The organism is Stappia sp. TSB10P1A, assembly GCF_900185725.1.
Taxonomy (GTDB): domain Bacteria; phylum Pseudomonadota; class Alphaproteobacteria; order Rhizobiales; family Stappiaceae; genus Stappia.
This window is the reverse complement of sequence record NZ_FYAU01000026.1, coordinates 186,276-211,931: the sequence shown is the minus strand read 5'-3', so window position 1 is coordinate 211,931 and position 25,656 is coordinate 186,276. Positions and strand designations below refer to the sequence as shown.

At 68.3% G+C, this 25,656-nt stretch carries 24 protein-coding genes; 20 read left to right on the top strand and 4 right to left on the bottom strand.

Going from position 1 to position 25,656, the window contains the following annotated elements; translation table 11 throughout:
• Window position 1 precedes the first annotated feature (1 nt).
• Both TSB10P1A_RS12385 and TSB10P1A_RS12380 read left to right on the top strand, forming a co-directional pair.
• Window positions 2-700, top strand: a complete 699-nt coding sequence (locus TSB10P1A_RS12385) for an amino acid ABC transporter permease (RefSeq protein ID WP_186388230.1) — start codon at window positions 2-4, stop codon at window positions 698-700.
• Entirely contained in the window at window positions 697-1,350 is a 654-nt protein-coding gene (locus tag TSB10P1A_RS12380) for a bifunctional 2-polyprenyl-6-hydroxyphenol methylase/3-demethylubiquinol 3-O-methyltransferase UbiG (protein ID WP_186388229.1), read from the top strand. Before TSB10P1A_RS12385 ends, TSB10P1A_RS12380 begins: the two co-directional genes overlap by 4 nt.
• Window positions 1,351-1,369: 19 nt before the next feature.
• Here the strand turns inward: TSB10P1A_RS12380 and TSB10P1A_RS12375 are convergent, their stop codons facing one another.
• The gene (locus TSB10P1A_RS12375) at window positions 1,370-2,317 is read right to left on the bottom strand and encodes a helix-turn-helix domain-containing protein (RefSeq protein ID WP_244293095.1); all 948 of its coding nucleotides are present in this window, start codon (window positions 2,315-2,317) and stop codon (window positions 1,370-1,372) included.
• Between the two features lie 230 nt (window positions 2,318-2,547).
• Between TSB10P1A_RS12375 and TSB10P1A_RS12370 the strand changes: the two genes are divergently transcribed.
• From TSB10P1A_RS12370 to TSB10P1A_RS12295, 16 genes are all read left to right on the top strand, one after another.
• Complete coding sequence (locus tag TSB10P1A_RS12370) at window positions 2,548-3,561, top strand: TRAP transporter substrate-binding protein (protein ID WP_186388228.1); 1,014 nt, start codon at window positions 2,548-2,550, stop codon at window positions 3,559-3,561.
• A gap of 344 nt (window positions 3,562-3,905) precedes the next feature.
• Window positions 3,906-4,409 (top strand): TRAP transporter small permease, encoded by a 504-nt coding sequence (locus TSB10P1A_RS12365; protein WP_186388227.1) that lies wholly within the window; start codon window positions 3,906-3,908, stop codon window positions 4,407-4,409.
• Complete coding sequence (locus TSB10P1A_RS12360; protein WP_186388226.1) at window positions 4,406-5,692, top strand: TRAP transporter large permease; 1,287 nt, start codon at window positions 4,406-4,408, stop codon at window positions 5,690-5,692. The genes TSB10P1A_RS12365 and TSB10P1A_RS12360 overlap by 4 nt, the downstream gene beginning before the upstream one ends.
• The gene (locus TSB10P1A_RS12355; protein WP_186388225.1) at window positions 5,689-6,540 is read left to right on the top strand and encodes a dihydroorotate dehydrogenase electron transfer subunit; all 852 of its coding nucleotides are present in this window, start codon (window positions 5,689-5,691) and stop codon (window positions 6,538-6,540) included. The genes TSB10P1A_RS12360 and TSB10P1A_RS12355 overlap by 4 nt, the downstream gene beginning before the upstream one ends.
• The gene (locus TSB10P1A_RS12350; RefSeq protein ID WP_186388224.1) at window positions 6,534-7,478 is read left to right on the top strand and encodes a dihydroorotate dehydrogenase; all 945 of its coding nucleotides are present in this window, start codon (window positions 6,534-6,536) and stop codon (window positions 7,476-7,478) included. The genes TSB10P1A_RS12355 and TSB10P1A_RS12350 overlap by 7 nt, the downstream gene beginning before the upstream one ends.
• Complete coding sequence (locus TSB10P1A_RS12345; protein ID WP_186388223.1) at window positions 7,475-8,758, top strand: Zn-dependent hydrolase; 1,284 nt, start codon at window positions 7,475-7,477, stop codon at window positions 8,756-8,758. Before TSB10P1A_RS12350 ends, TSB10P1A_RS12345 begins: the two co-directional genes overlap by 4 nt.
• Window positions 8,755-9,804, top strand: a complete 1,050-nt coding sequence (gene pyrC / locus TSB10P1A_RS12340; protein WP_186388222.1) for a dihydroorotase — start codon at window positions 8,755-8,757, stop codon at window positions 9,802-9,804. The genes TSB10P1A_RS12345 and pyrC overlap by 4 nt, the downstream gene beginning before the upstream one ends.
• A gap of 49 nt (window positions 9,805-9,853) precedes the next feature.
• Entirely contained in the window at window positions 9,854-10,168 is a 315-nt protein-coding gene (locus TSB10P1A_RS12335) for a hypothetical protein (protein WP_186388221.1), read from the top strand.
• Between the two features lie 172 nt (window positions 10,169-10,340).
• Entirely contained in the window at window positions 10,341-11,747 is a 1,407-nt protein-coding gene (locus TSB10P1A_RS12330) for a sigma-54 dependent transcriptional regulator (RefSeq protein ID WP_186388220.1), read from the top strand.
• A complete protein-coding gene (locus tag TSB10P1A_RS12325; RefSeq protein WP_186388219.1) occupies window positions 11,740-13,791 on the top strand; it encodes a HAMP domain-containing sensor histidine kinase in 2,052 nt (683 codons plus the stop codon). Before TSB10P1A_RS12330 ends, TSB10P1A_RS12325 begins: the two co-directional genes overlap by 8 nt.
• Window positions 13,792-14,132: 341 nt before the next feature.
• The gene (locus TSB10P1A_RS12320) at window positions 14,133-15,878 is read left to right on the top strand and encodes an OFA family MFS transporter (RefSeq protein ID WP_186388218.1); all 1,746 of its coding nucleotides are present in this window, start codon (window positions 14,133-14,135) and stop codon (window positions 15,876-15,878) included.
• 282 nt (window positions 15,879-16,160) lie between these two features.
• Window positions 16,161-16,640: a formate dehydrogenase subunit gamma gene (locus tag TSB10P1A_RS12315; protein WP_186388217.1), complete on the top strand. Its 480-nt coding sequence runs from the start codon at window positions 16,161-16,163 to the stop codon at window positions 16,638-16,640.
• Window positions 16,637-18,193 (top strand): NADH-quinone oxidoreductase subunit NuoF, encoded by a 1,557-nt coding sequence (locus tag TSB10P1A_RS12310; RefSeq protein WP_186388216.1) that lies wholly within the window; start codon window positions 16,637-16,639, stop codon window positions 18,191-18,193. The genes TSB10P1A_RS12315 and TSB10P1A_RS12310 overlap by 4 nt, the downstream gene beginning before the upstream one ends.
• A 4-nt stretch (window positions 18,194-18,197) precedes the next feature.
• The gene (gene fdhF, locus TSB10P1A_RS12305) at window positions 18,198-21,068 is read left to right on the top strand and encodes a formate dehydrogenase subunit alpha (protein WP_186388215.1); all 2,871 of its coding nucleotides are present in this window, start codon (window positions 18,198-18,200) and stop codon (window positions 21,066-21,068) included.
• Window positions 21,069-21,072: 4 nt separating this feature from the next.
• Window positions 21,073-21,888 (top strand): formate dehydrogenase accessory sulfurtransferase FdhD, encoded by an 816-nt coding sequence (fdhD, locus tag TSB10P1A_RS12300; protein ID WP_186388214.1) that lies wholly within the window; start codon window positions 21,073-21,075, stop codon window positions 21,886-21,888.
• Window positions 21,878-22,102: a formate dehydrogenase subunit delta gene (locus TSB10P1A_RS12295; protein ID WP_186388213.1), complete on the top strand. Its 225-nt coding sequence runs from the start codon at window positions 21,878-21,880 to the stop codon at window positions 22,100-22,102. The genes fdhD and TSB10P1A_RS12295 overlap by 11 nt, the downstream gene beginning before the upstream one ends.
• Window positions 22,103-22,126: 24 nt before the next feature.
• On the opposite strand, the gene TSB10P1A_RS12290 is transcribed toward TSB10P1A_RS12295, so the two are convergent.
• From TSB10P1A_RS12290 to TSB10P1A_RS23890, 3 genes are all read right to left on the bottom strand, one after another.
• Window positions 22,127-23,053: a lysylphosphatidylglycerol synthase domain-containing protein gene (locus TSB10P1A_RS12290; RefSeq protein ID WP_186388212.1), complete on the bottom strand. Its 927-nt coding sequence runs from the start codon at window positions 23,051-23,053 to the stop codon at window positions 22,127-22,129.
• A gap of 79 nt (window positions 23,054-23,132) precedes the next feature.
• Window positions 23,133-23,630: a ferritin-like domain-containing protein gene (locus tag TSB10P1A_RS12285; protein WP_186388211.1), complete on the bottom strand. Its 498-nt coding sequence runs from the start codon at window positions 23,628-23,630 to the stop codon at window positions 23,133-23,135.
• A 1-nt stretch (window position 23,631) separates the two neighbouring features.
• On the bottom strand, window positions 23,632-23,757 hold the full coding sequence (locus TSB10P1A_RS23890; protein WP_256376674.1) for a hypothetical protein: 126 nt from the start codon (window positions 23,755-23,757) through the stop codon (window positions 23,632-23,634).
• A gap of 77 nt (window positions 23,758-23,834) precedes the next feature.
• On the opposite strand from TSB10P1A_RS23890, the gene TSB10P1A_RS12280 reads away from it, so the two are divergent.
• Together TSB10P1A_RS12280 and TSB10P1A_RS12275 are read left to right on the top strand one after the other, a co-directional pair.
• Window positions 23,835-24,767 (top strand): PRC-barrel domain-containing protein, encoded by a 933-nt coding sequence (locus TSB10P1A_RS12280; RefSeq protein ID WP_186388210.1) that lies wholly within the window; start codon window positions 23,835-23,837, stop codon window positions 24,765-24,767.
• Between the two features lie 151 nt (window positions 24,768-24,918).
• Window positions 24,919-25,653, top strand: a complete 735-nt coding sequence (locus TSB10P1A_RS12275; protein ID WP_186388209.1) for a gluconate 2-dehydrogenase subunit 3 family protein — start codon at window positions 24,919-24,921, stop codon at window positions 25,651-25,653.
• Window positions 25,654-25,656 lie beyond the last annotated feature (3 nt).

Below are 25,656 nucleotides of genomic sequence, written 5' to 3'. Positions count from 1 at the left end.
TGTGATCGATCTTTTCATCCGGGCCTGGCCGCTTCTCGTTTCGGGGACGGTGCTGACCGTCGTCCTCGGGGTAGTGTCGTTTCTCCTCGCCCTGCCGATCGGGCTGGGTCTGGCCGTCGCGCGGCTCTACGGCCCGCGCCTGCTGCGGGTGCCTGCGCGCATTGCCGTGTCGTTTCTCTGCGGCACGCCGCTGCTGGTGCAGATCCTGCTCCTCTATTACGGCCTGCCCCAGGTCGGCGTGGTGCTTCCGGCGATCCCCACGGTCATCGCCGCGTTTGCCCTGCATTCCGGCGCCTTCATCGGCGAGGACCTGCGCGGAGTGATCGGGTCGGTGGAGCCGGGACAGTGGGATGCCGGTGCCTCCCTGGGGCTGAAACCGGCGCTGGTCCTGTTCCTCATCGTCCTGCCCCAGGCGCTGCGGGCGGCGATCCCGACGCTCGGCACGCGCTTCATCGGCGCGGTCAAGGAGACCTCGCTGGCCTCCGTCGTCACGGTCGTCGAGTTGACCCGTGTCGCGGAGAAAGTCGGCTCCTCCAGCTTCAGGTATCTGGAGATGTTCGTCATCGCCGCCGCGATCTACTGGGCACTCTCCTTCGCGATCGCGCGGCTCCAGCAGGTGATCGAAAGCAGGTTCGCGACCTGCGATGTGACGGGCAGCTCTCGCAGGGCCGCTCCCCAACGGATGGCATCGGTGACATGAGCTATGACGAGATCGGGGCAGCCCGCTACGATGACGACCCCGAGCACCGGCTGCCTCCCGAGGAGGTCGAAACCTGGCTCGCGGTGATGACGGCGCTTGCCGGGAAGGAGCGGCCGCCGTCGCGCGTGCTGGATATCGGCGCCGGGACTGGCCTGCTGACGGTGGCGCTGAAGGCGGCCGGCTACGCAGTGTCCGGGCTGGAGCCCTCCGGGCCGATGGTCGAGCGGGCGCTGGAGCGGAACCCGGCCCTGCGGCGGCACGAATTTGTCGTCGGCGCATCGGACGACGCCGCGCTTTTTGCCGCTGGCGCCTTCGACTGGATCGTCTCGCGACAGGTGCTCTGCCATCTGGTCGATCCGCATCGGGTCTTCTCCGCCTGGTCCGGATGGCTGAGGCCGGGCGGCCGCGTCCTGCTTGTGGACGGGTTCTGGCGCGCGTCGGACTGGCCCGCCGCTGAGCGGGCGCGGCAGCCCTTTGCCGCAGTGCAAAGCGCCCGGCCCGTTGCGGAGGCACTGTCGTCGGTGGGGTTCGAGATCCTCAGGGCCGGGCCGTTCGGCGAGCTCAACCTGGCGCGGGCGGGGATCTGGCCGGGCACGACCCCCCGCTATCTGGTGGCGGCACGGAAGGGAACGCCGGCGACTGGCGGCTGATCGGGCCTCGCCCGGCGTCTCAACCGTCCGTCGTCGGCGGGGCGGCGATGGCGTATTTGTCGATCGTCGCGTCCAGATGGGCGATCGCCTCGGCGCCCTTGAGGGCGTCGCCCCACAGCCGTTCGGCGATGGTCTCGTGCAGGGTCATCGCCTCCGCCGCCGAGGTGATCATGGCGACGCCGAGGCGGACATTCGGCTGTTCGCCGAGCCGGAACGGGCTGATCGCCAGCACCGAGCGGCTGGTCTGGCGGAAGATCTGGAAGCTCGTCGCCGGCACCGGGCCGCGGACGATGCCGATCTGGATGCCGATCGGCTGGTCGCGCAGCATCGACAGGAGATACTCCGCCTCGCGCCGCGCCATCAGCCGGCGGCGGTCGACCGTTTGCGGCGGCAGGTCGTGGCGGCCGATCAGCCCGTGCAGCAGGAAGCGTTCGAGATCGGCCGAGGAGATCAGGCTGACGATCAGCGGCCGGCGCAGGCGGAAGGCCTCCTTGCGGGCGCGCAGGATCTCCAGCAGCCGCTCCACCGCATCGGCCGCCTCGCCGTCCGGATCGGTGCCGTCGGGGATCGATTCCAGCAGCACTTCCCTCAGGATCGCGTCATAGTCGTCGGAGGTCAGCAAGTAGGACATCGGGCTGAACAGGCCGATGATCTGCTGGCACTCGTCCTCCAGTTGCCGCATGCGCTCGAAGAAGCCGATGGAGGTGCTGACATATTCCACCCCGACGCCGAGCAGGCTCGGCAGCGACACGCCGAGTTCGGCGGCGATCGAGGTCAGCATCTCGATCTTGCGGATCTCGCCCTTCTCGGCCCGGTACAGCGCGGCACGGGAAATGCCGAGCTTTTCCGCCAGCGCCTCCGGCGTCAGGCCCTTGCCCAGGCGATGGGCCCGCAGCCTTGCGCCGATATCGCTGAACCGGATGGCGTCGTCGTCCTGCATCGGTATCGAGGTCGGTATCGGGGTCACCACGGGTTCCCATGGCCTGCGAGGGCCGGCAGCGCGGCCGGCGATCTCGTGTGGCGGCTCATTTCCGATCAAGATAATCAGTTCTTGGATGAAATGTCCAATTGTCTCATTTTTGAGATGAAATATTGACAGGCTCCGGATCGCCCCATACGCTGCGTCCTTCCTTCCGCGCTGTCGCGCCAAGAAGCAAAAGCGTATCCGGTGCCTGTTAGCCTTAGAGGTGGAGCCCTATGTCACATTCAATCAGCAAGCTGGCCGCAACGGCCGTCCTCGCCGTCGCCTTCTCGTCCGGCGCTTTCGCGGCGGATTTCGTCGCCAAGATCGGCCATCTGGAATCGACCCAGCAGTCCCGCCACGTGCATCTGGAAAAGGTCGCGGCCCTGGTCGCCGAGCGCACCAACGGCGCCGTCGAGTTCCAGATCTTCCCGCAGGGCCAGCTCGGCCAGCAGCGCGAGATGACCGAGGGCGTGCAGCTCGGCTCGCTGGAGGCGACCGTCGCCCCGGCCGCCTTCCTCGGCGGCTTCAATCCGGTCGTGTCGATCCTCGACATTCCCTTCCTGCTGCCCGATGACGATGCCAAGGCGCAGGAGCTGCGCTCGGGCACCTTCGGCAAGGCGCTTTGCGAGTCCTTCGAGAGCCGCGGCGTCGAGTGCCTGATGCTGTGGCCGAACGGCAAGAAGAACTTCACGTCCAACAAGCCGCTCGCCAGCATGGAGGACTTCTCCGGCCAGAAGTTCCGCGTCATGGATTCGGCGATCCTGATCGAGCAGTTCAAGGCGGTCGGCGCCACGGCCATCGCGCTGCCCTTCGGCGAGCTCTACACCTCGCTGCAGACCGGCGTCGTCGATGCCCAGGAGAACCCGCTCGACACCATCCGCGCCATGAAGTTCTACGAGGTGCAGAAGCACCTAGTGCTCTCCAATCACGGCGCGATGGAGGACGTGGTCCTGTTCAACCCGACCTTCTGGGCCAGCCTGCCGGAAGAGTATCGCACGGTCATCACCGAGGCCTTCGCCGAGGTGATCCCGGACCTGATCGCCCACAAGCAGGCGTCGGTCGCCGCCTCGCTGGAGGAGATCAAGGGTGCCGGCGTCGAGGTGCGCGAGCTCTCCGCCGAGGAGAAGGCCGCGTTCCGCGAGACCATGTATCCGGCCGCCCGCAACGCCTACATCCAGGGCGCCGGCGAGGAAGGCATGCTGCTGGTGAACCTCTACGAGCAGGAATACGCCGCGGTTACCAAGTAACCGCCGGCTGTTCCGGCCCGCGGGCGCGGCCCGGACCGCGCCCGCACCGCTTTACTGCCCGCCGCCCTTGCGGCGGGTGGGCGCGGCCCGGACCGCGCCCGCACCGCTTTACTGCCCGCCGCCCTTGCGGCGGGGGGGCGCGGCGGGACCTGCGCCCGCACCGCTTTACTGCCCGCCGCCCTTGCGGCGGGTGGGCGCGGCCCGGACCTGCGCCCGCACCGCTTAAGAACTGCCCGCCGCCTTGTGTGGTGGGTGGCGCGGCCGGATCCGCGCCCGATTTCATTCCGGGTCCGCCGTGAGCGGCGGGCAGGACAGCCCTTGCGGCGGACGACTGGAGCAGGTCAATGCGCAGTGCCCTCTCGATCCTGCGGACCGTCGAACGGTCCGCACTGGTCCTGATTTTCCTGACGATGGTGGCTCTCTACTTCGTCAACGTGGTGGTGCGCGCCTCGGGCAGCCCGCTTGCCTCCAGCCTGAGCTGGATCGAGGAAGCGGTGCGGCTGATGAACCTCTACCTGGTGTTCCTCGCCATCGGCTACGCGCTGGAGATCGGCCGCCATGTCGCCGTCGACACCTGGCGCGCGCGCATCGCCGCCGCTACCCGCCTGCCGGTCCAGCGCATCATCGATGCCACCGGCTTCCTGTTTTCGCTCTATCTCGTCTGGCTCGCCTGGAAGATGACGCTGTTCGTCTTCGGCTCGGGTCAGAAGAGCCCGACGCTGGGCCTCGAGATGGGCTGGATCTATGTCGCGCCCCTGGTCGGCTTCGGGCTGCTTGCCCTGCGCTACCTGCTGAGCTTCCTCGGGCTGATCGACCGCATGCCGGCACGGGAGGCCGACGAGGCATGATTCTTCTCTACCTCATCGTCGCGCTGGCCGTTCTGCTGCTGGTCGCGGGCTTCGAGATGTTCCTCGTGCTCGGCGTGCCGGCGCTGCTGGTCAAGCAGATCTTCTACGGCACCCTGCCGGATCCGGTCGTGGTGCAGAAGCTGGTCGGCGGCATCAACCATTCGACGCTGCTCGCCATTCCCTTCTTCATCCTGGCGGCCGAGCTGATGGGCGAGGGCCAGATCGCCCGCCGCCTCACCGGCCTCGTGCAGTCGCTGCTCGGCCATCGCAAGGGCGGCATCGGCTATACCATCGTCGGCGGCTCGATGGCCTTCGGCTCGGTCTCCGGCTCGGCGCCGGCGACGGTCGCGGCGATGGGCCGGCTGGTCTATCCGGAAATGCGCAAGGCCGGCTTCAGCGACAAGTTCTCGCTCGGCCTGATCGCCTCCAGCGCCGAGACGGCGCTGCTGATCCCGCCGTCGATCACCTTCATCATCTATGGCTGGATGACCGGCACCTCGGTCGCGCGGCTGTTCGTCGCCGGCATGGCGGTCGGCCTGGTGCTCGGCCTCGTCTTCGCCATCATGGTCGCCATCGAGGCGCGGCGCGCCGGCGTGTCCGCCGGCGAGCGCACCTCCTGGGGCGAGCGGCTGCGCGCCGTTGGCCATGCCGGCTGGGCGCTCGGCATGCCGGCGATCATTCTCGGCGGCATCTATTCGGGCGTCTTCACCCCGACCGAGGCCGCCGCCGTCAGCGTCGTCTACGCCATCTTCGTCGAGATGGTCGTGTTCCGCGAACTGACCTTGAAGAAGCTGTTCAAGGTCACCGAACGGGCGGCGGTCTCGACCGCGATCATCTTCATCCTGCTGGCGCTCGGCGGCCTGCTCTCCTACTTCATCACGCTGGCGCAGATCCCCAGCCAGATCCTGCAGTTCCTGGCAGCGGTCGATGCCGGCCCGATCGCCTTCCTCTTGGTGGTCAACGTCGTCTTCCTGATCGCCGGCATGTTCATCGATCCGAATTCGGCGCTGCTGATCCTGGTGCCGCCGCTCTATCCGGTGGCGATGGCGATGGGCATCGACCCGGTGCATTTCGGCATGATCGTCACGCTGAACATCTCCGCCGGCATGATCACGCCACCCTTCGGGCTCGATCTCTTCGTGGCGTCCTCGACGCTCGGCAAGCCGGTGATGACGATCATTGCCGGCATCTGGCCCTTCGTGATCGCCAATCTCGTGGCGCTCGGGATCATCACCTATATCCCGTCGATCTCCACCTTCCTGCCCAATCTGGTGTTCGGATGACCAGCGTGCTGACAAGAGCCGCGCCCGCCATTGGCGGGCGGGCGCAACCCGTCGTCTTCGAGCGGGACCTTGGCGTCCTCGCCAACGACCCGGTCAACGGCGAGTACATGCGCCTGGTGCTGGCAGCCCCGCGCGACATGCTCGACCTGTGCCGCGCCGGCCAGTTCTTCAACCTGCTGTGTCCGGTGCTTGGCGGCGAGACGCCCTATCTGCGCCGGCCGATGAGCATCTACGGCTTCTATCCCGAGCGCGGCGAGCTGCATTTCCTCTACAAGGTGGCGGGCGCCGGCACCCGGGCGCTGGCGAAGCTGCGCGCGGGCGATACGCTCAACGTCATGGGCCCGCTCGGCCAGGGCTTCCGCATCGACGACGACTGGCAGCGGCTGGTGCTGGTCGCCCGCGGCGTCGGCCTTGCAACGCTGGCGCCGCTGGCGCTGGAGGCCAACCGGCTCGGCCGGCATCTCACCGCGATCTGCAGCGCCCGCCATCCGGACCTGCTGATGTCGATCGACTATTTCCGCGATCTCGGGGCCGAGATCGTGCCGGTCACCGATGCGGACGGCACCTCGTCGCTTGAGCATCTGGAGGGGTTGATCGAGGAGCGGATCGCAGGTCCCGGCATCGATGCCTTCTACACCTGCGGCTCCAACCGCCTGCTGACCCTGTTGCAGCGGATCGGCAAGCGCCACGGCATTCCCGGCGAGATCGCGCTGGAGCAGCAGATGGCCTGCGGCCTCGGCATGTGCCACTGCTGCGTCCGCCCGTTCCGCAAGGGCGACAAGACCGTGCAACTGCGCGTGTGCCGCGAGGGACCCGTCTTCGACATCCAGGAGGCCATGCCGTGGTAGACCTGTCCGTCGACATTGCCGGCCTCAAGCTCAAGAACCCGATCATGCCGGCCTCGGGCACCTTTTCCGAGGAACTGGCCGAGGTCTTCGACCTCGACTGCCTCGGCGCCCATGTGACGAAGACGATCACGAGGGGCCTGCGCGACGGCAATCCGACGCCGCGCGTGTGCGAGGTCGGCGGGTCGATGCTGAATTCCATCGGCATCCCGAGCAAGGGCGTTGGCGCTTTCCTCGACAAGGTGGTGCCGTTCTACCGCGCCTATGAGACGCCGCTGGTCGTGTCGATCTCCGGCAATACGGCGGACGAGTTCGCCCGCCTGTGCTCGGAAGTGACGGTGGAGGGCGTTGCCGCCATCGAGGTCAACATCTCCTGCCCGAACATCGAGGAAGACGGCAAGGCCTTCGCCATCCGTCCCTCCTCGACCTATGACGTGATGCGCAAGCTGCGCGCGGCGACGCATCTGCCGCTCTGGGCCAAGCTGACGCCGAACACCGGCGAAACGCCGGAAGTGGCGCGCGCGGCGCAGGAGGGCGGCGCCGATGCGCTGGTCGTCGCCAACACGCTGCTGGCCATGGCCATCAACATCCGCACCCGGCGGCCGAAGCTCGGCAACCTGATGGGCGGCCTGTCGGGTCCCTCGCTGAAGCCGATCGCCCTGCGCATGGCCTATCAGTGCGCCAAGTCGACCACCATTCCGGTGATCGGCTGCGGCGGCATCTCCACCGCCGAGGACGTGATCGAGTTCCTGATCGCCGGTGCCACCGCCGTGCAGGTCGGCACCGCCACCTTCATCAACCCGACGGCGATGGTCACCGTCATCGCCGAGCTGGAGCGCTATCTGCAGCGCGAGAAGCTCTCGTCCGTGCGCGAGCTGATCGGCACGCTGATCGACGGCGAGCAGAAGGAGGGCGTCGTGTTCATGGAGGCGGCGCCGTGACCGCGCTGAGGAAGTCCGGGGCCTATGACCGCGCCGAGGAGCTGCGCCTTGCCGGTTTCCTCTTCGACGAGATCGCGCGCCTGTCGCCGGATGTGGAAGGCGTCAGCCGCCCGGCCTTTTCCGACATCGAGACCAAGACGCTGTCCTTCCTGGAGGATTTCGCCCGCCGCGAAGGGCTGGAGGTCTGGTACGACGCCGGGCTCAACGCCAATTTCTGCCTGCCGGGCGAGCGCGAGGCGGCGCGCTACACGCTGATCGGCTCGCATGTCGACAGCGTCCCCTTCGGCGGCAATTTCGACGGGCTTGCCGGCGTCGTCGCCGGGCTACTGTGCCTGGTGCGGGCGCGGCGCGAGGGCCGCCGCTTCGCCGTCCCGGTACATGTGCTCGCCATGCGCGGCGAGGAAAGCGCCTGGTTCGGCCCGTGCTATATCGGCTCCAAGGCGCTGACCGGCACGCTGTCCGCCTCCGATCTCGCCGCCCGTCACAAAGGCGACGGGCGCAGCCTCGATGCCCATATGGACGCGCTCGGCATCGACATGGCGGGCGTGCGCGCCGGCCGGCCGCTGATCGACCTGTCGCGGATCGCCGCCTATCTGGAGGTGCATATCGAGCAGGGGCCGCTCCTGATCGGCAAGGACGTGCCGGCGGCGGTGGTCTCGGGCATTCGCGGCAACATCCGCTACCGCTCCCTGCGCTGCCTCGGCGAGGCCGGCCATTCGGGCGCCGTGCCGCGCGCCTTCCGCCGCGATCCGGTGCTGGCGCTGGCCGACCTCCTGGTGCGGCTCGACGAGAGCTGGGCGACCATTCTCGCCAAGGGCGACGACCTGGTGCTGACCAGCGGCATCGTCGGCACCGATCCGGAAAAGCACGCGATGACGCGGATTCCCGACCAGGTGTCGTTCAGCCTCGACATCCGCAGCCAGAGCGCGCGGGTGCTGGACGAGATGCGCGAATTGCTGAAGACCGAGATGGCGCAGATCGAGCGCGACCGGAAAGTCCGTTTCGAGCTCGACGAGGAGTTGCGCGTCGCCCCCGCCCTGTGCGATCCCGGTCTCGTCGCCGGCCTTTGCAAAGCCATGGAGACCGTCGGCCAGGAGCCGTTCGTGATGGCGAGCGGCGGTGGCCACGACGCGGCGGTGTTCTCGTCCGTCGGGGTGCCGGCCGGCATGGTCTTCGTGCGCAACCGCAACGGCTCGCACAATCCGCAGGAGGCGATGGAGCTGCCCGATCTGCTCGCCGCCACCGATATCGTCCACCAGTATCTCGTGGGGGCGCCATGACCCGACTGACGATCCGCCGGCCCGACGACTGGCACCTGCACCTGCGCGACGGGGCGATGCTCGCCGGCGTGCTGCCGCACAGCTCGGCCGATTTCGCCCGCGCGATCATCATGCCGAACCTGGTGCCGCCGGTGGTCACGACGGCGCAGGCTGAGGCCTATCGCCAGCGCATTCTCGCCGCCCTGCCCAAGGGGCACGACTTCACCCCGCTGATGGTGCTCTACCTCACCGAAGGCACCGCGGCGGACGATGTCGAGGCCGGCTTCCGCAGCGGGCTGATCACCGCGGTGAAGCTTTATCCGGCCGGCGCCACCACCAATTCGCATGGCGGCGTGCGCGATTTCTCCAAGGTCACTGCGGTGCTGGAGCGCATGGCCGAGATCGGCCTGCCGCTCTGCGTCCATGGCGAGGTGACGGACCCGGCCGTCGACATCTTCGACCGCGAGGCGGTGTTCCTGGAAACGGTGCTCGATCCGCTGCGCCGGCGCATTCCGGGCCTGCGCGTCGTGCTGGAGCATGTGACGACGCGCGAGGGGGTCGATTATGTCCGCGCGCAGGAGAGGGATCTCGCCGCGACGATCACGGTCCATCACCTGATGATCAACCGCAATGCGATCTTCGCCGGCGGCATCCGCCCGCATTACTACTGCCTGCCCGTCGCCAAGCGCGAGGAACACCGGCTGGCGCTGCGTGCGGCCGCGACCTCGGGCGATGCGCGCTTCTTCCTCGGCACCGATTCCGCGCCGCATGTGGATCCGGCGAAGGAATGCGGCTGCGGCTGCGCCGGCATCTACACCGCGCCGAACGCGATGGCCTGCCTTGCCCATGTCTTCGAGGAGGAGGGCGCGCTCGACAGGCTGGAGGCCTTCGCCTCGCTGAACGGGCCGGCCTTCTACCGGCTGCCGCCGAACGAGGGCCATCTGGTGCTGGAAAAGCGCGCGGCGCCGGTCCCGGTGCCGGACAAGGTGGTGACGGGCGAGGGCACGGTTACCGTCTTCGATCCCATGGTGCCGGTGCACTGGACGGTCTCGGCCCGCACGGCGTAGGGTCCCCGCGAACGAGGCCGGCGAAAGGTCTTCGCCAAAGGAGAGCAGGATGTTCATCGAGATTGCGAATGGTCTGACCGAGCACAGCGCGAGCGTGCGCAGCTTCGAAGCCTGCGCGCGCGAGGCCCGTGCCCGCATCGTCGGCGAGCCCGAACAGGCCATCGCCTGGCTGCTGGTGGCCCGCGCCGCGCAAGCCTTCGTCGATGCCTATGACGACCAGCCGCTGACGCTGGACATCGCCGGCAAGGAGCTGGAGCGGTTCCGCCAGGTGCTGGAGACGCTGGAAAGCGCTTATGCCGGCGGCTCGGCCGAGGCCAAGGTCGCGGCGCTGAACACGGTCGCCCTGCGCCTCAGCGCCGTTTAGGAGGCGCGCGTCGGCGGCGCGCGTCGTCCCTCCCACAGCGCCGGTCTTCCGGTTCTCGCGTCTTCGTGTGTTTGCAAGCTGCGCCTCGCGGGCATTATCGTGTCCGGCCGGCTGTGCTATCTCTTGGAAGAGAAAAACACAGAACGACAAAAGAATCCGGGGGAGGGAGTTCATGGGCACGGGATCGCTCAAGCGCGCGACGGACGCGTCCGTCGACGCGCAATTCGGGCCGTGGCTGTCGCAGGCCTCGATCCTGATCGTCGACGACGAGCCCGGCATGCGCAACTTCCTGGTGCGCACGCTGGCGCCGCATTGCAAGCGGATCGAGGAGGCGGAGGACGCGGCCGCCGCCTCGCTGCTGCTCGACCGGCATCACTTCGACGTGGTGATCCTCGACAATATCATGCCCGGCAAGACCGGGGTGGAATGGCTCGCCGAACAGCGGGAGATCGGCTTCTTCGCCCATGCGATCCTGATGACCGCCTATGCGGACCTGGAAACGGCGATCCAGGCGCTGCGCGCGGGCGCGGTCGACTTCGTGCTGAAGCCGTTCCGGTCCAACCAGTTGCTCAACGCGGTGGCGCGCTGTCTCGACCGGGTGACCTTGCTGCGCGAGAACCAGTTGCTGCGCCACCAGTTGCAGGCCACCTCCGACCACCTGCTGCTGCGCGACAAGCTGATCGGCCATTCCCGCGAGATCGGCCAGATCCGCGACACCATCGCCCGCGTCGCGCCGCTGCCGACCTCGGTGCTGATCACCGGCGAGTCCGGCACCGGCAAGGAGGTGGCGGCACGCTCGGTCCACGAATTGTCGGACCGTGCGGCCAAGCCCTTCGTGCCGGTCAATTGCGCGGCGACCCCCGCCGATGTCATCGAGGCGGAGCTGTTCGGCCACCTGAAGGGCGCCTTCACGGGCGCCGCGGGCAATCGCGAGGGCCTGTTCATGCATGCCCAGGGCGGCACGCTGTTCCTCGACGAGATCGGCGATCTGCCGATGCCGCTGCAGGGCAAGCTGCTGCGGGCGATCGAGGATCGCCGGGTGAGGCCGATCGGCTCGGAGCGCGAGGTGCCGGTGGATCTGCGGTTCGTCTTCGCCACCAACGCGGATCTGGAGCGCGAGGTGGAGGCCGGCCGGTTCCGCGCCGACCTGTTCTACCGGATCAATGTCCTGCAGATCGAGATGCCGCCGCTGCGCGAGCGCGGCGACGATATTCGCGAACTGGCGGAACTGTTCATGAGCAAGCTCGCCGTCCAGCTCGGCATGCCGCCGGTGCCGATGGGGCCACAGGTGGTCGCCGGGCTGCTCGCCTATGACTGGCCGGGCAATGTCCGGGAGTTGCGCAACATGATCGAGCGCTCGCTGATCCTCGGACGCTTCCCGGAGGATCTGGTGGGCCAGCCCGCGCGCGGACCTGCGCCCGCGCCGGCCAAAGTCCGGACGGATGCGCTGGAAGACGTCGAGCGGCGCCATATCCTCGGGGTGCTGGAGGCGTGCGAGGGCAACCGCGCCGAGGCGGCGCGCCGGCTCGGCATCTCGCGCAAGACCATCGACCGCAAGCTCGTCGACTGGAATGGCTGAGCCTGAGGACGGGCGGCGGGCGGTGCCCGCGCGCCGCGGCCGGCTGTCGGTCCGGGTGCGGCTGCTGGCCATCGCGCTGCTGCCGACCCTGGTGGTGCTGCCGCTGTTCCTCGGCTGGGCGATGGTGCGCTGGAACTCGAAGTTCGATGCCCTGCTGAAGACCAAGGTCAATGCCGACCTGACGGTCGCCCACCAGTATTTCACCCGGATCCTCGACAACACCGGCGAGCGGCTCGACGCGCTCGGCAAGTCGGCGGAGTTCCGCGACATCGCCGACGCGCGCGACGGGGCGGCGCTGGCCGCGCTGCTGGAGCGCAGCCGCGCGGAGATGGGCCTCGACTTTCTCTATCTGGTCGGCGGCGACGGCCGGGTCCGGGCCGTCTCTCCGGCTGGAGCCAGCCCGCCGCTCGGCCGCGACTGGCCGGTGATCGACCGGGCCATGGCCGGCACGCCGGCCAGCAGCGTCGACATCTTCGAGGGCGAGGAGCTTGCCGGCCTGTCGCCGGAGCTTGCGGCGCGGGCGAGCCTGGAGCTGATCCCCACAGCCAACGCGGTGCCGACGGAGCGGACGACCGAGACGCGCGGCATGGTCGTGCATTCCGCCAGTCCGGCGCGTCTGGCGGAGGCGGTGCCGGGCGCGCTGGTCGGCGGCATCCTGCTCAACCAGAACCTCGTCTTCATCGACACGATCAACGATCTCGTCTACCGCGAGGCGAGCCTGCCGGAGGGCAGCCAGGGCACCGCCACGCTGTTTCTCGATGATGTGCGGGTCAGCACCAATGTGCGCCTGTTCGAGAACCGCCGGGCGCTCGGCACGCGGGTCTCGGCGGCGGTGCGCGAGCGCGTGCTGGGCGAGGGGCAGGTCTGGCTCGACAGCGCCTTCGTCGTCAACGACTGGTACATCTCCGCCTACGAGCCGATCGCCGACAGCCGGGGAGAGCGGGTCGGCATGCTCTATGTCGGCTTTCTGGAGGCGCCGTTCCAGGCGGAAAAGCTGGCGACGCTGGTTGCCGTGCTGGTCGGCTTCCTCGTCGTCACCGCCGGCAGCGTGCCGCTGTTCCTGCGCTGGGCGCGCGGCGTGTTCAAGCCGCTGGAGCGGATGACCGACACGATCGGGCGGGTCGAGCACGGCGATCTGGGCGCGCGCACCCGGCCCGGCGGCGGCGGCAGCGACGAGATCGCCCGCGTCGCGCAGCATCTCGACCATCTTCTCGACCTGGTGCAGGAACGCGACCGGCAGCTCCGCTCCTGGAACGAGGAGCTGAACGCCCGCGTGGAAGAGCGCACCCGCGACCTGATGCTGGCGAACCGCCAGTTGGAGGAGACCACCAAGCAGCTCATCATGTCGGAGAAGCTGGCGGCCATCGGCGAGATCACCGCCGGCGTCGCGCATGAGATCAACAACCCGATCGCCGTCATCCAGGGCAACCTGGAGGTCTTGCGGATGCTGCTCGGTGCGCATGCCGAGGTCGCCGGCACCGAGATCCGGCTGATCGACGAGCAGGTCCACCGGATCAACCAGATCGTCATGAAGCTGCTGCAATTCGCCAAGCCCGACGAATATGCCGGCTATGCCGACCGGCACGCGCCGGACGAGGTGATTTCCGACTGCCTGCCGCTGGTGCGTCATCTGCTGCGCCAGACCGAGATCGAGGTGGCGCGCGAGATGCGGGCCTCCCGCACCGTCCTGATGAACCGGACCGAGCTGCAGCAGGTGCTGATCAACCTGATCGTCAACGCCATCCACGCGATGCCGAAGGGCGGGCGGCTGTCGCTCGCCACCGCCGACACGCAGCGCGACGGCGTGCCGGGCGTGACCGTGGAGGTCGCCGACACCGGCGTCGGCATGAGCGCGGAGGTGCTCGCGCGCGTCTTCGACCCGTTCTACACGACCAAGAGCCGGCAGGGGACGGGGCTCGGCCTGTCGATCACCCAGACGCTGGTCAGCCGCCAGGGCGGCGAGATCCGCGTGCGCAGCGCGCCGGGCGCCGGCACCGTCTTCACCATCTGGCTGCCCGAGGAGCCGCTGGCCGACGCCTCCTGAGCCTTCGGACAAAATGTCCAGGCCGCGACGGGCGACCGGCGCGTCAAGTGGACAAAATGTCCGCGTTGGGTGGGGCTTTTCCGTCAATCCCTTGAAAAACAAAGATCATTCAAACTGGCGCCGAACTTGCGTAGGGGACTGCGCTGTCTGGTCGCAGGCCGCCCGAGCGGGCCGGTCTGCCGCGGTCGGCGGGGCGGGAGGCCCTGGCGGCGTGCGGGGAGGGCGGACGGCAGGCATCCGGTTCCGGAGGGGACCGGCCGGAAGCTGCCGACGATCCGGTCAACGGCGCGGCATGGCTTGCGGAGCTGCCTCGACAACCGTGCACGGGAGGAAATAGGTGCATGTTTGACTGGCTGAAAAAGGAACACATCGTCGCAGAGGACGGCTTCAACCGCTGGAAGGTTCCGCCGGCGTCCATTGCCATCCACCTGTGCATCGGCTCCGTTTATGCGTGGAGCATCTTCAATCCGCCGCTGATCAAGCAGTTCGGCGTCGTGGCGGCGGCGCCCGGCGACTGGAGCCTGTCGTCGGTCGTGTGGATCTTCTCGGTCGCCATCGTCTTTCTCGGCCTGTCCGCCGCCTTTGCCGGCAAGTGGCTGGAGGAAGTCGGCCCGCGCATGGTCGGCATCGTCGCCGCGCTGTGTTGGGGCGGCGGCTTCCTGATCGGCGGCCTCGGCATCATGACGCACCAGCTCTGGCTGCTCTATCTCGGCTATGGCGTGCTCGGCGGCTGCGGCCTCGGTCTCGGCTATGTCTCGCCGGTGTCGACCTTGATCCGCTGGTTCCCGGACCGCCGCGGCATGGCCACCGGCATGGCGATCATGGGCTTCGGCGGCGGTGCGATGATCGCGACGCCGATCAAGGAATGGCTGCTCGGCGTGTTCTACCGGGCGCCGGATTATCTCGGCCCGCTCGGCTCCATCGATCTCGTCACCGAGGGCGGCCGTCGCCTCGCCGAGGTCAACGGCCAACTGGTCGAGGTGGTGCTCGCCGGCGCCAAGGAGGTGGCCGCCGCCCCGGTCGCGCTGCAGGAAGGCATCTATGTGGTCGGCACCGGCAACACCGGCGCCGCCGGCACCTTCTTCACCCTGGGGCTCGCCTATCTGCTGGTGATGATCGTCGCGGCCCTGTCCTACCGGGTGCCGCGCGAGGGCTGGCGCCCGGCCGGCTGGACACCGCCGACGGCGGCCGCCGCCTCGCGCAAGATGATCACCCAGAACAACGTCCATATCGACCAGGCGCTGAAGACGCCGCAATTCTACCTGTTGTGGATCGTGCTGTGCTTCAACGTGACCGCCGGCATCGGCGTGATCGGCGTCGCCAAGACGATGATGTCGGAGATCTTCGGCACCACCCTGCCGCTGATCGTCAACTCCACCTTCGCGGCGACCTATGTGTTCATGATCTCCGTGTTCAACATGGTCGGCCGGTTCTTCTGGGCCTCCACCTCCGACTATATCGGGCGCAAGAACACCTACCACGTGTTCTTCGTGCTCGGCACGCTGCTGTACCTGTCGATCCCCTTCGCGGCGGCGCAGGTCAGCGTCGACCCGGCGGTGACCTGGCTGGTGATGTTCTACGGCGCCACCATGATCATCTTCACGATGTATGGCGGTGGCTTCGCGACGATCCCGGCCTATCTCGCGGATATCTTCGGCACCAAATATGTCGGCGGCATCCACGGGCGGCTGCTGACCGCCTGGAGCACGGCCGGCGTTCTCGGCCCGCTCGCCATCACCGAGCTGCGCAACATGTCGCTCAACAGTGCCATCCGGGACCTTGCGTCCAGGGTCGACCCGCAGGCCTTCGCGCAGAAGTTCGGCGCGGGCGTCGAGCAGCTCGATCAGTTGGTGGCGGCCAAGACGGTGACGGTGGCACAGTTGATGGAGATCGCGCCCATTGGCACGGTCGATCCGACGCCCAGCCTCTACAACACCACCATGTATGCCATGGCGACCCTGCTGGTGGTCGCGCTGGTGGCCAATGCGCTGGTGCGCCCGGTCGATGCCAGGCATCACATGGAAAGCGGCGCGGGCGCCGGCGCGAAGAGCACCGGCCCGGAGGGCGCGCAGCCGGCCAAGGCCTGAGGCAGGCCCCAGGCCCAAGCCCAGGCCCAAGCCCAGACCCAAGCCCGGGGCGCTCCGGCGTCCCGGGCTCCGAACCACCGTTTCCGTGCTTTCGCCCCGCGTGCCGTTCATCCGGCGCGGCCGAGCCCTCGCGTCCCGACGCAGCCGGGCCGAGGGGAAGATAAAAGTGGAGCCGATTACTCATCTATAGGGATGTGCAATCGCACAACGGAACAGTGATGTTGATGTTTCTCCGCGCATTTCGGACTTTCCGGGAGGCGGGCGAGGCGAGGGAGAGAACGCATGTCATTGCAATTGTCGTCACGACAGGTCGCGGAACGGACGCAGGCCGTCGTGGAGGACCTTGCGCAGCTCGAGGGGCCGCTGCTGCCGATCCTGCACGAGGTGCAGAAGGAGTTCGGCTGCGTGCCGGACGAGGCGTTGCGCACCATCGCCGAGGCGCTCAATCTGAGCCGGGCCGAGGTGCACGGCGTCGCGAGCTTCTATCACGATTTCCGTAAAGAGCCGGCGGGCCGCCACGTGCTGAAGATCTGCCGGGCCGAGGCCTGCCAGTCGATGGGCGGCGACGGGCTTGCCGACGGGGTGCGGGCCGCGCTCGGCATCGACTGGCACGAGACGACGCCGGACGGGCGCGTCACGCTGGAGCCGGTCTATTGCCTCGGCCTGTGTTCCTGCGCCCCGGCAGCGATGCTCGACGGCGAGCTGCACGGACGGCTGGACGAGACGGCGATGCGCGAGCTGGTGAAGGAGACCGGCCGATGACCCCGGTGATCTTCGTTCCCAGGGACTCCGCGGCGCTGGCCGTCGGCGCCGACCGCGTCGCCAAGGCGATCGCAGGCGAACTCTCCGCCCGAGGGCTTGAGGCGAGGGTCGTGCGCAACGGCTCGCGCGGCATGCACTGGCTGGAGCCGCTGGTCGAGGTGCGCACCGCCCATGGCCGCGTCGCCTATGGTCCGGTCACGGAAAAGGACGTGCCCGGCCTGTTCGACGCCGGCTTTCTGGAGGGCGGCGAGCATCCGCTGTTCCACGGCGAGACCAAGGAGATTCCCTTCCTCAAGAGCCAGACCCGGCTGACCTTCGCCCGCGTCGGCGTCACCGATCCGCTGTCACTGGAGGACTACCGCCATTACAAGGGCCTGCGCGGGTTGCACAACGCCATCGCCATGGAACCGGCGGAGATCGTCGCCACGGTCACCGACAGCGGCTTGCGCGGCCGCGGCGGCGCCGGCTTTCCCACCGGCATCAAGTGGAACACGGTGCTGAAGGCTGAGGCCGACCGCAAATATATCGTCTGCAACGCCGACGAGGGCGACAGCGGCACCTTTGCCGACCGGATGATCATGGAGGGCGACCCCTTCGTGCTGATCGAGGGCATGGCGATTGCCGGCATCGCGACCGGGGCGACCAAGGGCTATATCTACACCCGCTCCGAATATCCCCATGCCATCGCGATCATGCGCGAGGCTATCGAGATCGCCCGCCGCGACGGCATTCTCGGCGCCTCGGTGCTGGGCTCGCGCCACGCCTTCGACATGGAGCTGCGCGTCGGCGCCGGCGCCTATGTCTGCGGCGAGGAGACCTCGCTGCTCAACAGCCTGGAGGGCAAGCGCGGCGTGGTGCGGGCCAAGCCGCCGCTGCCGGCGTTGCAGGGCCTGTTCGGCCGGCCGACGGTGGTCAACAACGTGCTGTCGCTGGCCTCCGTGCCGGTGATCCTGGATCGGGGCGCCGCCTTCTACCGCGATTTCGGCGTCGGCCGTTCGCGTGGTACAATGCCGATCCAGCTTGCCGGCAACATCCGCCATGGCGGGCTCTACGAGACCGCCTTCGGCGTGACGCTCGGCACCCTGGTCGAGGAGATCGGCGGCGGCACGGCGAGCGGGCGTCCGGTGCGCGCGGTGCAGGTCGGCGGCCCGCTCGGGGCCTATTTCCCGCCGGCGCTGTTCGACACGCCGTTCGACTACGAGGCCTTCGCGGCGCAGGACGGCTTGATCGGCCATGCCGGCATCGTCGTCTTCGACGACACGGTCGACATGCTGAAGCAGGCGCGCTTCGCCATGGAGTTCTGCGCCATCGAGAGCTGCGGCAAGTGCACGCCCTGCCGGATCGGCGCCGTGCGCGGCGTCGAGACGCTGGACAAGATCGCCGGCGGCGAGCGCCCGGAGGCGCAGGTCGATCTGCTGAAGGACCTTTGCGACACGATGAAGGCCGGCTCGCTCTGCGCGCTCGGCGGCTTCACACCCTATCCGGTCCTCAGCGCGCTGACCCACTTCCCCCAGGATTTCACCCCCCGGCCGATGGCCGAAGCGGCGGAGTAGACCGATGACCCTGATCAAGGAAACCGACTACGGCACACCGGCCTCGACGTCGGACAAGACGGTCACGCTGACCATTGACGGCTTCGAGGTCACCGTGCCGGAAGGCACGTCCGTGATGCGGGCCTCGATGGAGACCGGCATCCAGATCCCCAAGCTCTGCGCCACCGATATGGTCGACGCCTTCGGCTCCTGCCGGCTGTGCCTGGTGGAGATCGAGGGGCGGCGCGGCACGCCGGCCTCCTGCACCACGCCGGTGGAACCCGGCATGGTGGTGCGCACCCAGACCGGCCGGCTCAAGCAGTTGCGCCGCGGCGTGATGGAGCTTTACATCTCCGACCATCCGCTCGACTGCCTGACCTGCGCCGCCAATGGCGACTGCGAGCTGCAGGACATGGCCGGCGTCGTCGGCCTGCGCGACGTGCGCTACGGCCATGACGGCGACAACCACGTCAAGGCGCGCGATGGGCTGGGCGAGGTCAATGCCCGCTGGATGCCGAAGGACGAGAGCAACCCCTATTTCACCTACGACCCGTCCAAATGCATCGTCTGCTCGCGCTGCGTCAGGGCCTGCGAGGAGGTGCAGGGCACTTTCGCGCTGACCATCGAGGGCCGCGGCTTCGACAGCCGCGTCTCGCCGGGCATGCATGAGGACTTCCTGTCCTCCGAATGCGTCTCCTGCGGCGCCTGCGTCCAGGCCTGCCCGACGGCGACCTTGCAGGAAAAGTCGGTGATCGAGATCGGCCAGCCGGAGCATTCGGTGGTCACGACCTGCGCCTATTGCGGTGTCGGCTGCTCGTTCAAGGCGGAGATGCGCGGCGACGAACTGGTGCGCATGGTGCCCTACAAGGACGGCAAGGCGAACCGCGGCCATAGCTGCGTCAAGGGCCGCTTCGCCTATGGCTATGCCGCGCACAAGGACCGCATCCTCAGCCCGATGATCCGCGACAAGATCACCGACCCCTGGCGGGAAGTGTCCTGGGAGGAGGCGCTGGGCTTTGCTGCGACGAAGCTGCGCGCCATCCAGTACGAGCTCGGCAAGGACGCCATCGGCGTCATCACCTCCTCGCGCTGCACCAATGAGGAGACCTATCTGGTGCAGAAGCTGGCGCGCGCGGTGTTCGGCAACAACAACACCGACACCTGCGCCCGCGTCTGCCATTCGCCGACCGGCTACGGCCTCGGCCAGACCTTCGGCACCTCCGCCGGCACCCAGGACTTCGACAGCGTCCAGCATGCCGACGTGGTGATGGTGATCGGCGCCAATCCGACCGACGGCCATCCGGTCTTCGCCTCGCGGCTGAAGAAGCGGCTGCGCCAGGGGGCAAAGCTCATCGTCGTCGACCCGCGTCGCATCGACCTGGTCAGGACGCCGCATGTGCAGGCCGCCCATCACCTGGCGCTGCGTCCGGGCACCAATGTCGCCGTGGTGACGGCGCTCGCCCATGTCATCGTCACCGAAGGCCTGTTCGACGAGAGCTTCATCCGCGAGCGCTGCGACTGGGACGAGTTCCAGGACTATGCGGAATTCGTCTCCGACGCCAAGCACAGCCCGGAAGCCGTCGAGGCGCTGACCGGCGTCCCGGCGCAGGAGCTGCGCGCTGCGGCCCGGCTCTATGCCCGCGGCGGCAACGGCGCGATCTATTACGGCCTCGGCGTCACCGAGCACAGCCAGGGCTCGACCACGGTCATCGGCATCGCCAACCTTGCCATGCTCACCGGCAATATCGGCCGGCCGGGCGTCGGCGTGAACCCGCTGCGCGGCCAGAACAACGTGCAGGGCTCCTGCGACATGGGCTCGTTCCCGCATGAGCTGCCCGGCTACCGCCATGTCAACGGGCAGGAGGTGCGCGACATCTTCGAAAAGCTCTGGGGCGTCGAGATTTCCGACGAGCCGGGCCTGCGCATTCCCAACATGCTGGATGCGGCGGTCGACGGCACGTTCAAGGGGCTCTATTGCCAGGGCGAGGACATCCTGCAGTCGGATCCCGACACGCGCCATGTCTCGGCCGGCCTTGCGGCGATGGACTGCGTCATCGTCCACGACCTCTTCCTCAACGAGACGGCCAACTACGCCCATGTCTTCCTGCCGGGCTCGACCTTCCTGGAGAAGGACGGCACCTTCACCAACGCGGAGCGCCGGATCAACCGGGTGCGCAAGGTGATGGCACCGCGCAACGGCTATGCGGACTGGGAAGTGACCCAGATGCTGGCCAATGCGATGGGCGCCGACTGGTCCTACACCCACCCCTCGCAGATCATGGACGAGATCGCCGCGACGACGCCGAGCTTCGCCAATGTCTCCTACGAGATGCTGGAGAAGAAGGGCTCGGTGCAGTGGCCGTGCAACGACAAGACGCCGGACGGCTCGCCGATCATGCATGTCGACGGTTTCGTGCGGGGCAGGGGCCGGTTCATCCGCACCGACTACGTGGCGACGGACGAGAAGACCGGGCCGCGCTTCCCGCTGCTGCTCACCACCGGCCGCATCCTGTCGCAGTACAATGTCGGCGCGCAGACCCGGCGCACCGCCAATGTGGTCTGGCATGCGGAGGACGTGCTGGAGATCCATCCGCACGATGCCGAGACGCGCGGCGTCAAGGACGGCGACTGGGTGAAGCTCGCCAGCCGCTCGGGCGAGACGGCCTTGCGGGCGCAGATCACCGACCGGGTGTCGCCGGGCGTCGTCTACACCACCTTCCACCACCCGACGACGCAGGCCAATGTCATCACCACCGACTATTCCGACTGGGCGACCAACTGCCCGGAATACAAGGTGACGGCGGTGCAGGTGATGCCGTCCAACGGCCCGACCGACTGGCAGGAGAAATACGAGGAATTCTCGACCCTGTCGCGGCGGATCGAGGCGGCGGAGTAGCGCCATGCTCACCCATCGCCCCGCCTCCGGCACGGCCTATCGCAACGGCCGCTTCTCCGCCTCCACCAGGGAGCTGGCGGAGGAGGTGGCGGTGGCCATCAGCTATAACGGCACGTCCCATGCCGTGCTGATGGCAACGCCGGCCGATCTGGAGGATCTCGCCTACGGCTTCTCGCTCACGGAAGGGCTCGCCGCCTCGGTCAGCGAGGTCGAGGAGATCGCGATCGTCGATTGCGGCCGCGGCCTCGACCTGCAGGTCCGCCTTGCCGGCGATGCCGGCCAGCGTCTCGGCGAGCGGCGCCGGTCGATGGCCGGGCCGGTCGGCTGCGGGCTGTGCGGGATCGAGAGCCTTGCGGCGGCGATGCGCGAGATCGCGCCTGTTTCCGCCGATATCCGTCTCGCGCCGGCCGAGGTCGCGCGCGCTGTCGCGGCGATGGCCAAGGCGCAGGCGCTGAACCTGCGCACCCGCGCCGTCCACGCGGCCGGCTTCTGGCAGGGCGAGCGCGGGCTGGTGCTGGTGCGCGAGGATGTCGGCCGGCACAACGCGCTCGACAAGCTGATCGGCGCGGCAGCGCGGGCCGGCATCGACATGGCGACGGGCGCCGTCATCCTCACCAGCCGGCTCTCCATCGAACTGGTGCAGAAGACGGCGGTCGCCGGCTGCGGCATCCTCGTCGCGGTGTCTGCGCCCACCGCCCTTGCCGTCGACGAGGCAGCCGCCGCCGGCATCACGCTCGCGGGGATCGCGCGCGGCGAGGAATTCGAACTCTTCACGCATCCGCACAGGATCATCGGGGGAAGCCTGAAAGATGTCGCCTGACAAACTGACCTACATGGCCAACCAGATCGCCGGCTTCTTCCGCACCCGCCCGCATGACGAGGCGGTGGCGGGGATCGCCGACCACATCAGCAAGTACTGGGAGCCGCGCATGCGCACCCAGCTCTTCGCCATGCTGGAGGCGGGCGGCGCCGGCTTCGACCCGCTGGTGGTCGAGGCCGCCCCCGCCATCCGCAAGCCGAAGCAGGCCGCCTGAGCGGCGAGCCGCCGCGCCGGACCTTCAGTTCTCGGCCGCCCGCGAGGGGCACAGAACATATTCGCTGACAAGCAGCACAGGCAGGCCGATAGCCAGCGGCACGAGAAAATAGAGGACGCGGAAGACGATCAGCGCGCCGATCGCCTCCGCTCCCGGCTGAAGATACAGGACCGTCGCCTCCAGCACGCCGAGGCCGCCCGGCACATGGCTGATCAGCGAGGCGACATTGCCGATGACGTAGATCGCCGTGACTTCCAGATAGGCTGCCTCGGAGATCGCCGCGAGCAACTGGTGAAGACAGGCCGCCACGCAGGCGAAGTTTGCCGTTCCGACAACGATCTGCGGCAGGGCCAGCCGCAGCGGCGGGAACCTCACGCTCCAGCGACGGAGCCTCAGGTCGCCGCGCAGGGTCGCCGACAGCACGACATGGGCAAGCGGCAGCGACAGGCAGACGATCGACATGCCCCGCAGTTCGGCCCGGGTGATGCCCATCAGCCCCTCCGCCTCCTCCGGATAGAGCAGCAGGCTGATCCCGCCGAGCGTCGCCAGTCCCAGCCCCACGGTCATGCCGCAGAACAGGATCACCTTGGCGACGTCGCCGACCCGCAATCCCCAGCGCGAATAGAAACGATAGCGGATCGCGCCGCTGGACAGGGCGGCGACGCCGACATTGTGGCCGATGGAGAGGCTGACGAAGGAGGCCAGCGCGGTGCGGCGCCAGGCGAGCGGTTTGCCGGCGTAGCGCACGGCCAGCCAGTCGAAACCGGTGAGGCAGAGATAGGAGGCGGCGGCAAAGGCGGCGGCGCGGGCGAGCTGCCCGGCCGGAATGGCGCGAACCGCGTCGGTGATGTCCTCGAGCGTGTACCGGCCCAGCGTCCGGTACAGAAGGAACGCCGCGCCGCAGAGGGCCGCCAGGATCAGCAGGCGGAGAAAAAGGCGGTAGATCGACATGGGGATGTTCCCGGACGCTGTCCCGCAACGGCCCTGCTCCGCAGACCAGGGCCGTTGCGGGGGCCGAGCGTGCCGGTGATCACGCCGCCTTGGCGCGATCGTTTGCCGAAGCGTCCGCGAGCTTGGTCAGGGTCTCGTCGGTCTTGGCCTCTTCCTTCAAGGTCTCGTCGAGGAGCTTCGCCGCATCCTGGAGCCCGAGCTCGCTCGCCCAGCGCTTGAGCGTGCCGTAGCGGGTGATCTCGTAGTGCTCGACCGCCTGGGCCGCGGAAATCAGTCCGGCATCGAGCGCGGGCGTGCCCTTGAACTCGTCGATGATCTCCTCGCCTTCGGAGACGATGCCTTCGATGGCGTCGCAGGTCTTGCCGCGCGGCGCCTTGCCGATGATCTCGAACACCTGCTGCAGGCGCTCGACGTGGCCTTCGGTCTCCTCGCGATGCATCTCGAAAGCCTTCTTCAGCTCCTCGGACTGCGCCGCGCGCTGCATCTTGGGCAGCGCCTTCAGGATCTTGCGCTCGGCATAGTAGATGTCCTTGAGCGTGTCGTGGAACAGATCTTCGAGGGTCTTTTCCCTGGCCATGTCACTTCCCTTTCTGATGGTGCTCGCCGCCCTGGGCGATGCCGCCTTCGAACGCAGGGCCGCCGGGATTGTTCCAGGCGGCGGGATGCTGCGCCGTGTCGGTGACGCCGGGTGAGGGGCGGAACATGCGGCGGCGTCGGCTGTTTGCAGGGTGGACCCCACGACAGGCGGCGGTGCTGCCTGTCCCCACTTGAGGAGTAGCCAATGACCAGACATGCAACGAAGATGGCGGGCGTGCTGTTGACCGCGACCGCGCTTTCGCTGCTTCCGCACGCCGTCTCGGCGCAGCAGACGGGCCAGCCGGCCGCCCAGCAAACCAATCAGCAGACCAATCCGCAAACCAACCAGCAGGCCTCCGCCCAGTGCCAGGCGCGTCTGCAACAGGCGACCGATCGGATGCGGCAGGACCAGTTCTGGCTGACCGGCTGGGGCGCCGGCTACGGTACGCGGCCGATGGGAACCCCGACCACGGCGCCCGACGGCGCGGCACGGCCGGGAGCCGAAACCTCGGTCGCCCCGACCGGCGAGGGCGTACCGTTGGCGGGCGATCCGCGCGGGGCGGTCGAGGGCGCCTATTCGCCGCGCGAGCAGATCCGCACGCTCTATTTCGCCGCCCACATCCTGGCCCAGCGCGGCGAGCAGGAAGGCTGCGACTATGTCGCCGGGCAGTTGGATGCCGTCTATCAGGACTATACGCAGCAGTTGACCTCGGCCGGCGTCGACCCGGCGCAGGTCACCGACTGGCGCCAGGAGCAACTGGCTCTGGCGCAGCCGATCGATCAGGCGGAAGGCATGCGGTCCTACCGCATCGACGACATCACCGGCACCGACGTGCGCAACATCCAGGACGAGAACCTCGGCAGCGTGCATGACGTGATCCTCGATCCCGCATCGGGCGCCGTCTCCTATGTGCTGGTGGCGCGCGGCGGCTTCCTCGGTCTCGGCGAGGAATATGTCGCGGTCCCCTGGGAGCAGTTGAACGCGACGCCGGGCCTGGAGACCATCGTGCTGAATGTCAGCCAGGAAGAGCTCGAGCGGGCGCCGACCATCGATCCGGACCGGTTCCGAAGCCCTGACAACATGCAGGCCGATCGCGGGCCGGTCGATGAGTTCTGGTCGGGCGTCGGCCGGCGCTGACAGCGCGCTTCAGATCATCGCGCAGCCATATTGGGCCGCGGCGGACAGCGCCCCCTGTTCGCCGCGGCCTCCGGATCGCGGCCGCAGCCGGGCCGGAATGGAACACGCCGCGCTTTCGCGGGTTGGGCGGGGGGAAACCGGGAGACGAGACGTGACGTCCTTCACACGACGCCAGGCGGTGAGGCTTTTGCTGCTGGCCGGCACCGCCCTTGCCGCGCCGCGCCTTATGGCGCGGGAATACGGCCAGGGCGAAGGCACCCCTTGGGCGCCGATGTCGGGAGACGTTCCCCATCACGGCACCGGCGAGGAGCGTTTCCTCGGTCCTGCCGAGCACGCGGCCGTGGCGGCCATCTGTGCCCGCCTCATTCCCAGCGACGAGGACGGGGCCGGGGCGGCGGAAGCCGATGTCGTCACCTTCATCGACCGGCAGTTGGCCGGCTTCTACGGCCGCGGCCAGAACTGGTACATGAAGGGCCCCTTCGGCGAGGGGACCTCGACGCAAGGCTATCAGAGCGAGCATCCGCCGGCGATGCTCTACCGGCTGGCGCTGGCGGAGCTCGATGCCTACTGCCGGGCGGAGCATGGCGCGCCCTTCGCGGATCTCGGCGCCGACGACCAGGACGCCATCCTCGCCGGCCTGGAGGGCGAGGAGATCGAGTTCGATCGCGTCTCGGCGAAGACGTTCTTCGACCTCGTCCTTGAAAACGCGATCGAGGGCTTCTTTGCCGATCCGATCTATGGCGGCAACCGCGACATGGTTGGCTGGCGCTATGTCGGCTTCCCGGGCACCCGCTACGACTATCGCGATTTCATCAACCACAACGGGGCGGCCATCGTGCTGGAACCGGTCGGCCTTTCGGGGCGGCCCGGCTGGTCCGGTCCGTAGATG

Coding starts and splice junctions, on each gene's coding strand:
- TSB10P1A_RS12380 (WP_186388229.1), top strand. CDS start 697: ATGAGCTATGACGAGATCGGGGCAGCCCGCTACGATGACGACCCCGAG.
- TSB10P1A_RS12370 (WP_186388228.1), top strand. CDS start 2,548: ATGTCACATTCAATCAGCAAGCTGGCCGCAACGGCCGTCCTCGCCGTC.
- TSB10P1A_RS12365 (WP_186388227.1), top strand. CDS start 3,906: ATGCGCAGTGCCCTCTCGATCCTGCGGACCGTCGAACGGTCCGCACTG.
- TSB10P1A_RS12360 (WP_186388226.1), top strand. CDS start 4,406: ATGATTCTTCTCTACCTCATCGTCGCGCTGGCCGTTCTGCTGCTGGTC.
- TSB10P1A_RS12355 (WP_186388225.1), top strand. CDS start 5,689: ATGACCAGCGTGCTGACAAGAGCCGCGCCCGCCATTGGCGGGCGGGCG.
- pyrC (WP_186388222.1), top strand. CDS start 8,755: ATGACCCGACTGACGATCCGCCGGCCCGACGACTGGCACCTGCACCTG.
- TSB10P1A_RS12335 (WP_186388221.1), top strand. CDS start 9,854: ATGTTCATCGAGATTGCGAATGGTCTGACCGAGCACAGCGCGAGCGTG.
- TSB10P1A_RS12330 (WP_186388220.1), top strand. CDS start 10,341: ATGGGCACGGGATCGCTCAAGCGCGCGACGGACGCGTCCGTCGACGCG.
- TSB10P1A_RS12325 (WP_186388219.1), top strand. CDS start 11,740: ATGGCTGAGCCTGAGGACGGGCGGCGGGCGGTGCCCGCGCGCCGCGGC.
- TSB10P1A_RS12320 (WP_186388218.1), top strand. CDS start 14,133: ATGTTTGACTGGCTGAAAAAGGAACACATCGTCGCAGAGGACGGCTTC.
- TSB10P1A_RS12315 (WP_186388217.1), top strand. CDS start 16,161: ATGTCATTGCAATTGTCGTCACGACAGGTCGCGGAACGGACGCAGGCC.
- TSB10P1A_RS12310 (WP_186388216.1), top strand. CDS start 16,637: ATGACCCCGGTGATCTTCGTTCCCAGGGACTCCGCGGCGCTGGCCGTC.
- fdhF (WP_186388215.1), top strand. CDS start 18,198: ATGACCCTGATCAAGGAAACCGACTACGGCACACCGGCCTCGACGTCG.
- fdhD (WP_186388214.1), top strand. CDS start 21,073: ATGCTCACCCATCGCCCCGCCTCCGGCACGGCCTATCGCAACGGCCGC.
- TSB10P1A_RS12295 (WP_186388213.1), top strand. CDS start 21,878: ATGTCGCCTGACAAACTGACCTACATGGCCAACCAGATCGCCGGCTTC.
- TSB10P1A_RS12290 (WP_186388212.1), bottom strand. CDS start 23,053: ATGTCGATCTACCGCCTTTTTCTCCGCCTGCTGATCCTGGCGGCCCTC.
- TSB10P1A_RS12285 (WP_186388211.1), bottom strand. CDS start 23,630: ATGGCCAGGGAAAAGACCCTCGAAGATCTGTTCCACGACACGCTCAAG.
- TSB10P1A_RS23890 (WP_256376674.1), bottom strand. CDS start 23,757: ATGTTCCGCCCCTCACCCGGCGTCACCGACACGGCGCAGCATCCCGCC.
- TSB10P1A_RS12280 (WP_186388210.1), top strand. CDS start 23,835: ATGACCAGACATGCAACGAAGATGGCGGGCGTGCTGTTGACCGCGACC.